Raw genomic sequence first — 12,583 nt, forward strand, 5'->3', positions numbered from 1 at the left:
GTCACCCTGCCCGCCTTCGTCGTGATACCCAATGCGAGGAATCGGGCTTTACGGAATTACATGTTCAGTGCGCGCTTGTCGACGGCGAGCGCCGCTTCGCGCATCACTTCGGACAGCGACGGGTGCGGATGGCAGATGCGGCCGAGGTCTTCCGACGCCGCCTTGAATTCCATCGCCACCACGGCTTCGGCGATCAGGTCCGATGCGTTCGCCGAGATGATGTGCACGCCGAGCAGTTCGTCGGTCTTCGCATCGGCGATCATCTTGACGAAACCATCCGCCTTGTTGATGCCAAGCGCGCGGCCGTTCGCCATGAACGGGAACTGGCCCGTCTTGACTTCGCGGCCTTCGGCCTTCAGCTGCTGCTCGGTCTTGCCGACCCATGCGATTTCCGGTTCGGTGTAGATCACCCACGGAATGCAGTTGTAGTCGATATGCGGCTTCTGGCCGTCGATGATTTCGGCCACCAGCACGCCTTCGTCTTCGGCCTTGTGCGCGAGCATCGGGCCGCGCACCACGTCGCCGATCGCGTACACGTTCGGCACACTGGTCGCGCAGTGGTCGTCGACGTCGATGAAGCCGCGTTCGTTGGCCTTCAGGCCGATCGCTTCGAGGCCGAGGTTATCGGTGTTCGGCACGCGGCCGATCGACACGATCAGGCGGTCGGCGTCGAGCGATTGTGCGTTGCCGTCCTTGTCGGTGTAGGCAATCGACACGCTCTTGTCGGTCGTCTTGATCTCGCCGACCTTCACGCCGACGTGGATGTCGAGGCCCTGCTTCTTGAACTGCTTGGCGGCTTCCTTCGCGAGTGCCTGGTCAGCCGCGCCGAGGAATTCCGGCAGCGCTTCGAGCACCGTCACGTCGGCACCGAGGCGGCGCCACACCGAGCCGAGTTCCAGACCGATCACGCCGGCGCCGATCACGGCGAGCTTCTTCGGAACCGTATCGAAGGTCAGTGCGCCTTCGTTGTCGGCGACGATCTTGTTGTCGACCGGCACGTTCGGCAGATGGCGCGCCTTCGAGCCGGTCGCGATGATCACGTTCTTCGCGGTGACGGTTTCGGTTTCGCCTTCGCCGCTCACTTCGATCTGCACGCCGGCGTCGCTCTTGCCGGTGAACTTGCCATGGCCCTTCAACCACGTGATCTTGTTCTTGCGGAACAGGAACTCGATGCCCTTGGTCATCTTCTCGACGATGCTTTCCTTGCGGGCCAGCATCTTCGCGATGTCGACCTTCACGTTTTCCACGCTGATGCCGTGGTCGGCGAGATGGTGCGATGCGTTCTCGAACTCTTCCGACGAAGCAAGCAACGCCTTCGACGGAATACAGCCGACATTTAGACACGTGCCGCCGAGCTTCAGCGCGCCGGCCGGGTTCTTCCACTTCTCAATACAGGCAACCGATTTGCCGAGCTGCGCGGCACGGATTGCCGCGATATAGCCGCCGGGACCGGCACCGATCACGACGACGTCGAATTCTTTGGACATGACTATCCTTTCGATGGCGAAGCGATGCGCGGCCACGTTTCGTGGCGCGCATCGCTTCGTTACTGACTGACTACGCGCATTGCACTACGCGTATGTGGCGTGCGGTACGAACGATTACAAGTCGAGCAGCAGGCGCGCCGGATCTTCCAGCGCATCCTTCATCGCGACCAGCGACAGCACCGCTTCGCGGCCGTCGATGATGCGGTGGTCGTACGACAGCGCGAGGTAGTTCATCGGGCGGATCACGATCTGGCCGTTTTCCACCACGGCGCGTTCCTTGGTCGCGTGCACGCCGAGGATCGCCGACTGCGGCGGGTTGATGATCGGCGTCGACAGCATCGAGCCGAACACGCCGCCGTTCGAGATCGAGAACGTGCCGCCGGTCATTTCTTCGATCGACAGCTTGCCGTCCTTGGCCTTCTGGCCGAATTCGGCGATCTTCTTCTCGATGTCGGCGAGGCTCAGCTGATCTGCATTGCGCAGGATCGGCACCACGAGGCCGCGCGGCGAACCGACTGCGATACCGATGTCGAAGTAGCCGTGGTAGACGATGTCGTTACCGTCGATCGACGCGTTCACCAGCGGGAATTTCTTCAGCGCGTGCACCGCTGCCTTCACGAAGAACGACATGAAGCCGAGCTTCACGCCATGTTCTTTCTCGAAGCGGTCTTTGTACTTGTTGCGCAGGTCCATCACCGGAGCCATGTTCACTTCGTTGAACGTGGTCAGGATCGCGTTGGTCTGCTGCGACTCGAGCAGACGCTCGGCGATACGCGCACGCAGACGCGACATCGGCACGCGTTGTTCCGGACGGTCGTGCAGCCACTGGTCGGCGCCCGGCGCCTTGACGTCCGGCAGCGACGGCTTGGCAGCCTTCGGGGCGGCAGCCGGAGCAGCCTTGGCAGCAGCCGGTGCCGGCGCAGCAGCGCCCGCGCCCAGCACGTCCTGCTTCGTGATGCGGCCGTCGCGGCCCGTGCCGGCGACGTCGCCAGCCGACAGGTTCTTCTCGGCCATCAGCTTGGTCGCGGCAGGCGACGAAGCGGCATTTGCGTTAGCAGCGGCGGCAGCCGGTGCAGCAGCAGCCGGTGCGGCAGCAGCCGCTTGCGGTGCCGGCTTCACTTCGGCTTCGGCGGCAGCGGCGCCAGCCTTGCCTTCGGTGTCGATCTTGGCGATCAGTTCGTCGGCGGTCACGATATCGCCGTCATGCTTGATCACTTGTGCGAGCACGCCGGCCGAGGGTGCCGGCACTTCGAGCACGACCTTGTCGGTCTCGATTTCGATGAGGATTTCGTCTTGCGCGACGGCTTCGCCGGGCTTCTTCTTCCACTGCAGCATCGTGGCTTCCGAGACGGACTCGGACAGCTGGGGAACCTTGACTTCTACAATAGCCATTTGATTTTCCTGGGTATTCGTATAGGCGCGTAGACGCGCTTATGGGTAACGGCGGTTTAGGCGAACCTGCCGCACCGCGGGGCGCTGTCGCGAGGGGTCGATGAGTTCATGGCTCGCGGCAGGACCGTTGAAGGCGGTGCGGGAAAGCGTGCTGCGCTTTCCCGGTTCGCGTGTTCTCGTTATTTGACGATCGCTGCGCTCTTCAGACGGCCGAATGCGCCTTCGACCAGCGCCTTCTGCTGCTCGTAGTGCTTCGCGTAGTAACCGACAGCCGGCGATGCAGATGCCGGACGGCCGCTGTACGCGAGCTTCTGGCCTTCCTTCATGCCTTCCTTCAGATGGTGTTCGATGTAGAACCACGAGCCCTGGTTCTGCGGCTCGTCCTGCACCCACACCACTTCGGTCGCGTTGTCGTACTTCTTCATTTCCGCTTCGAACTGCTTGTGCGCGAACGGATACAGCTGCTCGATCCGGAAGATCGCGACGTCGTTCGCCTTCGCTTCGCGGCGATGGGCGACCAGGTCGTAATACACGCGGCCCGAGCAGGCCAGCACGCGCTTGACCTTCTTCGGTTCGATCGCTTCGTCGACTTCGCCGATGACCGGCTGGAACGAGCCCTTCGCCAGTTCCGACAGGTCCGACACCGCTTCCTTGTGACGCAGCAGCGACTTCGGCGTGAAGACGATCAGCGGCTTGCGGAACAGGCGGATCATCTGACGGCGCATCAGGTGGAAAATCTGCGCCGGCGTGGTCGGCTGCACCACTTGCATGTTGTGGTCTGCGCACAGCTGCAGGAAACGCTCGATACGCGCCGACGAGTGCTCCGGGCCCTGGCCTTCGTAGCCGTGCGGCAGCAGCATCGTCAGGCCCGACACGCGGCCCCACTTCACTTCGCCCGACGAGATGAACTGGTCGATCACGACCTGCGCACCGTTGACGAAGTCGCCGAACTGGCCTTCCCATGCGACGAACGTGTTCGGTTCGGCGGTCGAGTAGCCATACTCGAAACCGAGCACCGCTTCTTCGGACAGCACCGAGTCGATCACCGAGAACTTCGCCTGACCTTCGGCGACGTTCTGCAGCGGCACGTAGGTGCCGTCGTTCCAGCGCTCGCGGTTCTGGTCGTGCAGCACCGAATGGCGGTGCGTGAACGTGCCGCGGCCCGAATCCTGACCGGTCAGACGCACCGCGTAGCCCGATGCGACCAGCGACGCGAATGCCAGATGCTCGCCCATACCCCAGTCGAGTGCCGCTTCGCCACGGCCCATCGCACGGCGATCGTTGATCACGCGCTCGACCAGCGGGTGCACCTTGAAGTTGTCCGGAATCGTCGTGATGCGTTCCGCGAGGCGCTTCAGTTCCGCGAGCGGCACGGCTGTATCGGCTGCGTCGGTCCACTTGCGGTTCAGGAACGGCACCCAGTCGACTGCGTACTTGCTCTTGTAGTTCGACAGTACCGGGTCGACCGTGTGGTGACCTTCGTCCATCGCCTTACGGTACGCCTTGACAAACTCGTCGCCCTGCTCCGCGGTGATCACGCCTTGCTGAACCAGCTTTTCAGCGTACAGCGCGCGCGTGCCCGGGTGCTTCGCAATCGTCTTGTACATCAGCGGCTGCGTGACCGCCGGCGTGTCTTGCTCGTTGTGACCCAGCTTGCGGAAGCAGATGATGTCGACCACGACATCCTTGTGGAACTGCATCCGGTAATCGATCGCGATCTGCGTGGCCAGCACGACCGCTTCCGGATCGTCGCCGTTCACGTGCAGCACCGGCGCTTCGATCATCTTGACCACGTCCGTGCAATACAGCGTCGAGCGCGAGTCGCGCGGGTCCGACGTGGTAAAGCCGATCTGGTTGTTGATGACGATGTGCAGCGTGCCGTGCGTGCCGTAACCGCGCGTCTGCGCGAGGTTCAGCGTTTCCATCACGACGCCCTGGCCCGCGAAGGCCGCGTCGCCGTGGATCTGCACCGGCAGCACCTGCAGGCCCATGTCGTCGCCGCGGCGATCCATCCGAGCCTTCGCCGAACCTTCGACCACCGGGTTGACGATTTCGAGGTGCGACGGGTTGAACGCGAGCGACAGGTGGACCGGGCCGCCTTCGGTCGCGACGTCCGACGAGAAGCCCTTGTGGTACTTCACATCGCCTGCCGGAAGGTCATCGACGTGCTTGCCTTCGAACTCGGCGAACAGGTCAGCCGGCATCTTGCCCAGCGTGTTCACCAGCACGTTCAGACGGCCGCGGTGGGCCATGCCGATGACGATTTCCTGCACGCCCGCAGCGCCCGCGTGATGCACGACTTCGTCCATCGACGCGATGAAGCTCTCGCCGCCTTCCAGCGAGAAGCGCTTCTGGCCGACGTACTTGGTGTGCAGGAAGCGCTCGAGGCCTTCGGACGCGGTCAGGCGGCCGAGGATGTGCTTCTTCTTGTCGTTGGTGAAATTCGGCGTGGAGCGGATCGACTCCAGACGCTCTTTCCACCAGCGCTTCTGCTCGGGGTCGCTGATGTACATGTACTCGGCGCCGATCGTGCCGCAGTACGTGTCGCGCAGATTCTTCACGATATCGCGCAGCGATGCCTGCTCGACGCCGAAGTACAGCGCGTTCGCGTTGAACACCTGGTCCATGTCGGCTTCGGTGAAGTCGTAGAACGCGGGTTCGAGTTCGGGAATGGCGGGACGTTCGCGACGCTTGAGCGGATCGAGATTGGCCCATTGCGAGCCCAGGAAGCGATAGGCATCGATCAGCGACTGGACGAACACCTGCTTGCGCGCGGTGGAATCTTCAGCTGCGCCGCCGGTGGGGCGCTGCACAAAGGCGTTGGCCTTGGCGCGCTGCGCAAACGATTCGACGATCGGAGCGTGAGCTACGTCGTTGATGTTCGTGCCATCCGACGCAGGCGTGTTCTGCAACGCGTCGAAATAGCTGCGCCAGTTCTCGGGCACTGACGCCGGATTGTCGAGATACGCTTCGTACAGTTCTTCTACGTACGGAGCATTGCCGCCGAACAGATACGAGTTCAGCTGGAATTGCTTCATCATGTTTACGCTCACCTTTCTTCGAGCTTCTCGAGAAATAGCGGGTTGTTGAACCTTCCGCGACACGGCCTGACCGTTTAGCGGATTGCGCGAATCAAGTCTTGCTTGGAAGGACCTAAAACTGGCATCCGCGGAGAATAGCACAGAACTATGCGGAATGCCCGATTGACAAGGGTCGAAGCCTTTCTGGGAAAGGGCTCGGAGCCTGACAAGACGGGCCTGTGCGCGGGGTTCGGCGCATTTGCAACAGTCTGCCAAAAGGTAAAGACAATAGGCAGTTGCTTAAATAGAAATAGCCGCGCAAAGACGGTATAGCGCGGTATAGGCGGACTTTCTGCATCAAGGCAACGCGATTGGGATGTAGTGCAACGGCGTTGCCCACGCATGACGCGACTTGCGCATAGTCGAGATGCCCAGCCAGCCGGTGCCGTATCCACGGTATTCGTTATGCCGCTGGGCTGCGGCCGCGACACCCTATCTGGCGTCGCGCGCCCAGGCACTCACTACCTTTGATCGAAAGGAGCTTTATGAATATCAATACCCTTGCTGCTTCGACGGCGCTGCAAAACTACCCGGAAGCGCCCGCTGCCGCCCCGCAAACCGGAGCCGCCCAGCAAGGCGCTGCATACCCCGCTTTTGCACTCTCGCAGCCGGATCCGAAGCCGGACTTCTACGGCACTACCGTCACCGGCGGAGCCAGCTACTACCCCGACAAGAAGACGATGAAATCAGAGTATCTGGAGGACGAAAACGGTAATTCGGTCAGGTACGACTTCGACACGAACGGCAAGCGTACGCACGAATCCGATCAGCAGGTGCGAGATGGCGGAATTCTCGTGAGGGATCGCGAGTTCGACTATGACAAGGACGGCAATCGCACCCGGACGAACCCCGAAATCGTGCGCTACTAAGAACAGCCGGCCGCGCTTCGTGTGCGTACTGCACTGCATCGCGACTTGATGCAGTGGCTGACGCCATAAAAACAAAAGGCGCCCGAGGGCGCCTTTCTCTCACAACCTTATTCCGCTGTTTCGCGGCTGGCGCGGCGGCGCTCGTGTTCCTTCAGATGGCGCTTGCGCAGACGGATCGAAGCCGGCGTCACTTCGACCAGTTCGTCGTCGTCGATGAATTCGACTGCGTATTCGAGCGACATCTGGATCTGCGGCACGAGGCGCACTGCTTCGTCGGTACCCGACGCGCGCACGTTGGTCAGCTGCTTGCCCTTGATCGGGTTCACCACCAGATCGTTGTCGCGGCTGTGAATGCCGATGATCATGCCTTCATACAGCGGATCGCCCGGCTTCACGAACATGCGGCCGCGGTCCTGCAGCTTCCACAGCGCGTATGCAACGGCCGCGCCGTCATCTTGCGAAATCAGCACGCCGTTGCGGCGCTCGCCGACCGAACCTTCGCGGATCGGGCCGTATGCGTCGAACACGTGGCTCATCAGGCCGGTGCCGCGCGTCAGCGTCAGGAATTCGCTCTGGAAGCCGATCAGGCCACGCGCCGGAATGCGGTACTCGAGGCGCGTGCGACCGCGCGCGTCCGACGCCATGTCGAGCATTTCGCCCTTGCGGCGGCCAAGCTCTTCCATCACGCCGCCCTGGTGGCCGTCTTCGACGTCCACCGTCAGCATTTCGTACGGCTCGTGCTTCACGCCGTCGATTTCCTGCAGCACCACGCGCGGACGCGACACTGCCATCTCGAAGCCTTCGCGGCGCATATTTTCGACCAGGATGGTCAGGTGCAACTCGCCGCGGCCCGACACTTCGAAGACCGTTTCGTCGCCGGTATCGCGCACGCGCAGCGCAACGTTGTGGTTCAGTTCCTTCATCAGACGGTCGCGAATCTGGCGGCTCGTGACGAACTTGCCTTCCTTGCCCGCCAGTGGCGACGAATTCACGAGGAAGTTCATCGTCAGCGTCGGTTCGTCGACGGTGATCATCGGCAGCGCTTCAGGCTTGTCCGGCGCGCAGATCGTCGCGCCAATGCCGATTTCCTCGATGCCGTTGATCAGCACGATGTCGCCGGCCTGCGCCTCTTCCACCTGCACGCGCTCGAGACCCTCGAACGACAGCACCTGATTGATCTTGCGGTTCAGCACCTCGCCTTCCGGGCCGAAGCGCAACGCCACCTGCTGGCCCGGCTTGATACGGCCGCGATTGATACGGCCAATGCCGATCCGGCCGACGTAGGTCGAGTAGTCAAGCGACGTGATCTGCAGCTGCAGCGGACCGTCCGGGTCAGCCGGGCGCACCGGCACGTGGCGCAGAATCGCATCGAACAGCGGCCGCATGTCGCCTTCGCGCACGTCGGGTTCGAGACCGGCATAGCCGTTCAGCGCCGATGCATACACCACCGGGAAGTCGAGCTGCTCTTCGGTCGCGCCGAGCTTGTCGAACAGATCGAAGGTCTGGTTGATCACCCAGTCCAGACGCGCGCTCGGCCGGTCGATCTTGTTGACGACGACGATCGGCTTCAGGCCGAGTGCAAGCGCCTTGCGCGTGACGAAGCGGGTTTGCGGCATCGGGCCGTCGACCGCATCGATCAGCAGCAGCACCGAATCGACCATCGACAGCACGCGCTCCACTTCGCCGCCGAAGTCGGCGTGGCCCGGCGTGTCGACGATGTTGATGTGCGTGCCTTCGTATTCGACCGCGCAGTTCTTCGCAAGAATCGTGATGCCGCGCTCCTTTTCGATGTCGTTCGAATCCATCACGCGTTCAGCGATGTGCTGGTTCTCGCGGAAGGTGCCGGATTGGCGGAGCAGCTGGTCGACGAGGGTAGTCTTGCCGTGGTCGACGTGGGCAATGATGGCGATGTTGCGAAGAGCGCGGGACATAGGAACCTGGGGACGAATGAGCGCGCCAGCTGTCGGGCCTGGATGGACACCGGAATAAAAGCGGACGGGCTTCTGGGAACCTCACATTATAGCATGGGCACATGTCGGGTTTCTGGTAATCCCTTACGGAAAGCGCTCGCCCTGCTCTCTACCGCGCCGGCGAATCGACGCAATCGCACAGCCAGCATGTGGCCATCGCGCCGCAGCTGGGCCGCGCCGCATCCGGCAACACACCTTTCCCCGATCTGCAAAAAACGCTTGCCATGTCAATTAAGCATTCATATACTCATGCCTAGTCAACCATTGCCGTTTCACGAGAATCCATGAGCGACCCGTCCCCCACGCCGCCGCAAGAGATTCGCGACTACCAACTCGCGGAAAGCGTCGGCTATCTGATTTCCCGCGTGAAATCGACGATGTCCAACATGGTCACGCAGCGCGCGATGACCGAACTCGGCATTACCAGCACGCAGGCCAGCATCCTGTTCATGGTGGCAAGCGGCAAATGCCTGCTGGCCGCCGAACTGGCGCGCGAATACGGCATCGACGCCAGCGCGGTAACCCGTCTGATCGACCGGCTCGAGAAACGCGGGCTGCTCACGCGGGTGCGCAGCAGCGAAGACCGGCGCGTCGTGCGGCTCGCGCTGACCGACGAGGGCTGTGCGATCGCCGCGCGCCTGCCGGCCATTTTCAACGACGTAACGGGCAAGCTGCTGTCCGGCTTCTCGCCCGAAGAAACCGGCTTTCTGAAAAGCCTGCTGAGGCGGGTACTGGCCAACAACAACGTCGATGCAGCGGGCATAACCCGTGACACGGCAATCAATTCCGAGCTGAAGCCGTAGGAAATTGCTTGCAGTGTCCATGACCCAGATCCGGATCGACTAGATAACAAAGGGATGGGAGAGATGAAGTCTGACTTCTCATTGCAGCCCGGCCAGCCGCGTCGGGCTGCCGCCGTCGTTGCAGCGGCAACCGCGGCCGCGGCCGTGTTCGCGCTGGCCGGGTGCGTGAACTACGCGGGCATCAAAAGCGACAAGCAGCTCGCGCCGGCCAGCCAGTTCGACTCCGCGCAAAGCCTGCCGTCCGAGGGCGGCCAATGGCCGACGCTCGATTGGGCCGAGCAGTTCGGCGACCCGCAGTTGCCCAGGCTGATCGACGAGGCGCTGCAAGGCAGCCCGTCGATCGCGCAGGCGCAGGCGCGTCTCGCGAAGGCGGCTTCGTATATCGAGAACTCGCGCTCGGCGCTGTTTCCGCAACTCAACGCCAGCTATTCGTGGACCCGCGAGCGCTATTCGCCGAACGGCCTGTTCGTCGCGCCGATCGGCGGCAAGTGGGACAGCGAGCACAACCTGCTCGCCAGCGCGACGTGGGACCTCGACCTGTGGGGCAAGAACCGCGCAAAGCTGAACGCCGCGGTGTCGCGCGAAAAGGTCGCGCAAGCCGAAGTGCAGCAGGTCCGCGTGACGCTGTCGGCCAGCGTGGCGAGCACCTACAACCAGTTGGCCCAGCTCTATGCGCTGCGCGACATCGCCGCGCGCGAAATCCACAACCGTCAGACGATCGGCACGATCACCAACGGACGCGTCGCCGCCGGGCTCGACACCAACGTCGAACGGCAGACCGCGAGCGGCAATATTGCGACCAGCCAGTCGAGCCTGACCGAGCTCGACGGCCAGATCACCGTGGTGCGTTACCAGCTGGGTGCGCTGCTCGGCAAGGGCCCGGACCGCGGTCTGCAGATCGCCGAGCCGATCGTCCATCCGGGCGGCGCGGTGACGCTGCCGGACAACGTGCCGGCCGATCTGCTGTCGCGCCGGCCCGACCTCGTCGCGGCGCGCTGGCAGGTCGAAGCAATGCTGCACGACGTGAAGAGCACCCAGGCGGAGTTCTTCCCTGATATCAGCCTGACGGGCAATTTCGGGCTGGATGCGTTCGGCTGGAGCGATCTGTTCACGTGGTCCAGCCGCCAGGTGATGGTGGGCCCGGCGGTCCATCTGCCGATCTTCGATGCGGGCGCGTTGCGCGCGAAACTGAAAGGCAACTACGCCGACTTCGACCTCGACGTCGCGAACTACAACCAGACGCTGATCAATGCGCTGAACGAAGTCGCGACGCAGGTTTCGTCGATCCGTTCGAACGACAGGCAATCCGCCGATGCGCAGCGTGCGCTCGATGCGTCGAGCAAGGCATACGAACTGGCGGTAATCCGCTACAAGGCCGGGCTGTCGCCGCAGCTGCAGGTGCTGAACGCCGACGACAACCGGCTCGCCGCCGAGCAGGCGGTGACCAACCTGAAGATGCGCCGCCGCGATCTGCAGATCGGGCTGGTGAAGGCATTGGGCGGCGGCTTCGACGCGAGCGGGACTGGGCTTGCCACGCCGGCGCCGGCGCCCGCTTCCGCGCCGGCGGTAGCCGCGGCGCCGGGCGGCGCTAACGGCAATGCCAGCGCAAGCACCGACCACTCCGTCACCCACGCCGACTCCGGCGCAAGTATGCAAGCCGATACCACCACTGCCGCCATGGGCCAGGCGGCACGCTGACCGGCTCGACCGGTCCGCGTCCATTACACGAAACGAACGTATACGGAGCACACCATGAGCACGCCTCAACCACCCGCCCCGAGCGCACGACCCGCCGGTAACGGCAAACGCAAGTTCATGATGACGCTGATCGTCATCGTGATCCTGCTGGCGGGGCTCGCATACGGTCTGTACTACTTCCTCGTCGCGCGCTTTGTCGAGGGGACCGACGACGCGTACGTGAACGGCAACGTCGTGCAGATCACGCCGCAGGTGACCGGCACCGTGATCGCGGTGAACGCCGACGACACCCAGACCGTGAAGATCGGCGACCCGGTAGTCGTGCTCGATCCGGCCGATGCGCGGGTCGCACTGCAGCAGGCCGAAGCGAACCTCGCGCAGGTGGTGCGCCAGGTGCGCGGCCTGTTCGCCGACGACAACCAGTACATGGCACAAGTAGCGGTACGTCGCAGCGACCTGTCGCGTGCCGAAGACGACTTGCACCGCCGCATGCAGGTGGCGCAAACCGGCGCGGTATCGCAGGAAGAAATCTCGCACGCACGCGACGCGGTGCGCAGCGCGCAGGCCGCACTCGACGCCGCGCAGCAGCAACTCGCGTCGAACCAGGCACTGACCGCGAACACCACCATCGCCAACCATCCGAACGTGATGGCGGCAGCGGCCAGGGTGCGCGACGCGTATCTGAACCACGCGCGCAATACGCTGCCTGCGCCGGTCACCGGCTATGTCGCGAAGCGTTCGGTGCAGGTCGGCCAGCGCGTATCGCCCGGCACCCCGCTGATGGCGATCGTGCCGCTCAACGCGGTATGGGTCGACGCCAATTTCAAGGAAGTGCAGCTCAAGCACATGCGCATCGGCCAGCCGGTCAAGCTGACCGCGGACGTGTACGGATCGTCGGTGGAATACCACGGAAAAGTTGTTGGTTTCTCCGCTGGTACCGGTTCCGCCTTTTCCTTGCTGCCGGCGCAGAACGCCACCGGCAACTGGATCAAGGTAGTGCAGCGCCTGCCGGTGCGCATCGAGCTCGACCCGCATGAGCTCGAGCAGCACCCGCTGCGCATCGGCCTGTCGATGCAGGCCGACGTCGACATCAAGAACGAAAACGGCGGCCAGCTCGGCAACGCGCAGAACACCATCTACCAGACCGACGTATTCGCGAAGTACGGCGACGAAGCCGATGCGGAGATCGCCCGCATCATCGCGCAGAACGCCGGACCCGCGGCGAACGCGCCGCAAAAGGCCGCGGCCGGACGCGGCCCGAAAAACGCGGCGGTCATGTAAGCG

Annotated in this window: 8 protein-coding genes; 4 read left to right on the top strand and 4 right to left on the bottom strand. The window is 63.2% G+C overall.

The window, feature by feature from the left end; translation table 11 throughout:
* Positions 1-56: 56 nt before the first annotated feature.
* From lpdA to ACYVNQ_RS07925, 3 genes are all read right to left on the bottom strand, one after another.
* On the bottom strand, positions 57-1,487 hold the full coding sequence (lpdA, locus tag ACYVNQ_RS07915; protein ID WP_460901934.1) for a dihydrolipoyl dehydrogenase: 1,431 nt from the start codon (positions 1,485-1,487) through the stop codon (positions 57-59).
* Between the two features lie 114 nt (positions 1,488-1,601).
* The gene (odhB, locus tag ACYVNQ_RS07920; RefSeq protein ID WP_460901935.1) at positions 1,602-2,879 is read right to left on the bottom strand and encodes a 2-oxoglutarate dehydrogenase complex dihydrolipoyllysine-residue succinyltransferase; all 1,278 of its coding nucleotides are present in this window, start codon (positions 2,877-2,879) and stop codon (positions 1,602-1,604) included.
* A 179-nt stretch (positions 2,880-3,058) separates the two neighbouring features.
* Positions 3,059-5,920 (bottom strand): 2-oxoglutarate dehydrogenase E1 component, encoded by a 2,862-nt coding sequence (locus tag ACYVNQ_RS07925; protein ID WP_460901936.1) that lies wholly within the window; start codon positions 5,918-5,920, stop codon positions 3,059-3,061.
* A gap of 524 nt (positions 5,921-6,444) precedes the next feature.
* Between ACYVNQ_RS07925 and ACYVNQ_RS07930 the strand changes: the two genes are divergently transcribed.
* Positions 6,445-6,828: a hypothetical protein gene (locus ACYVNQ_RS07930; RefSeq protein ID WP_460901937.1), complete on the top strand. Its 384-nt coding sequence runs from the start codon at positions 6,445-6,447 to the stop codon at positions 6,826-6,828.
* A 107-nt stretch (positions 6,829-6,935) separates the two neighbouring features.
* Here ACYVNQ_RS07930 and typA read toward each other — a convergent pair whose 3' ends face one another.
* Positions 6,936-8,759 carry a translational GTPase TypA gene (gene typA / locus ACYVNQ_RS07935; protein ID WP_460901938.1) on the bottom strand — a complete coding sequence of 608 codons (1,824 nt, stop codon included), beginning with the start codon at positions 8,757-8,759 and terminating at the stop codon, positions 6,936-6,938.
* 323 nt (positions 8,760-9,082) lie between these two features.
* Between typA and ACYVNQ_RS07940 the strand changes: the two genes are divergently transcribed.
* The 3 genes from ACYVNQ_RS07940 (at position 9,083) to ACYVNQ_RS07950 (ending at position 12,580) form a co-directional block, all read left to right on the top strand.
* Positions 9,083-9,601 carry a MarR family winged helix-turn-helix transcriptional regulator gene (locus ACYVNQ_RS07940; protein ID WP_460901939.1) on the top strand — a complete coding sequence of 173 codons (519 nt, stop codon included), beginning with the start codon at positions 9,083-9,085 and terminating at the stop codon, positions 9,599-9,601.
* Positions 9,602-9,664: 63 nt separating this feature from the next.
* Positions 9,665-11,299 carry an efflux transporter outer membrane subunit gene (locus ACYVNQ_RS07945; RefSeq protein ID WP_460901940.1) on the top strand — a complete coding sequence of 545 codons (1,635 nt, stop codon included), beginning with the start codon at positions 9,665-9,667 and terminating at the stop codon, positions 11,297-11,299.
* 54 nt (positions 11,300-11,353) lie between these two features.
* Positions 11,354-12,580, top strand: coding sequence for an EmrA/EmrK family multidrug efflux transporter periplasmic adaptor subunit (locus ACYVNQ_RS07950; RefSeq protein WP_460901941.1), 1,227 nt, complete (start codon positions 11,354-11,356; stop codon positions 12,578-12,580).
* Positions 12,581-12,583 lie beyond the last annotated feature (3 nt).

Source organism: Paraburkholderia jirisanensis, assembly GCF_054782355.1.

Coding starts and splice junctions, on each gene's coding strand:
- lpdA (WP_460901934.1), bottom strand. CDS start 1,487: ATGTCCAAAGAATTCGACGTCGTCGTGATCGGTGCCGGTCCCGGCGGC.
- odhB (WP_460901935.1), bottom strand. CDS start 2,879: ATGGCTATTGTAGAAGTCAAGGTTCCCCAGCTGTCCGAGTCCGTCTCG.
- ACYVNQ_RS07925 (WP_460901936.1), bottom strand. CDS start 5,920: ATGATGAAGCAATTCCAGCTGAACTCGTATCTGTTCGGCGGCAATGCT.
- ACYVNQ_RS07930 (WP_460901937.1), top strand. CDS start 6,445: ATGAATATCAATACCCTTGCTGCTTCGACGGCGCTGCAAAACTACCCG.
- typA (WP_460901938.1), bottom strand. CDS start 8,759: ATGTCCCGCGCTCTTCGCAACATCGCCATCATTGCCCACGTCGACCAC.
- ACYVNQ_RS07940 (WP_460901939.1), top strand. CDS start 9,083: ATGAGCGACCCGTCCCCCACGCCGCCGCAAGAGATTCGCGACTACCAA.
- ACYVNQ_RS07945 (WP_460901940.1), top strand. CDS start 9,665: ATGAAGTCTGACTTCTCATTGCAGCCCGGCCAGCCGCGTCGGGCTGCC.
- ACYVNQ_RS07950 (WP_460901941.1), top strand. CDS start 11,354: ATGAGCACGCCTCAACCACCCGCCCCGAGCGCACGACCCGCCGGTAAC.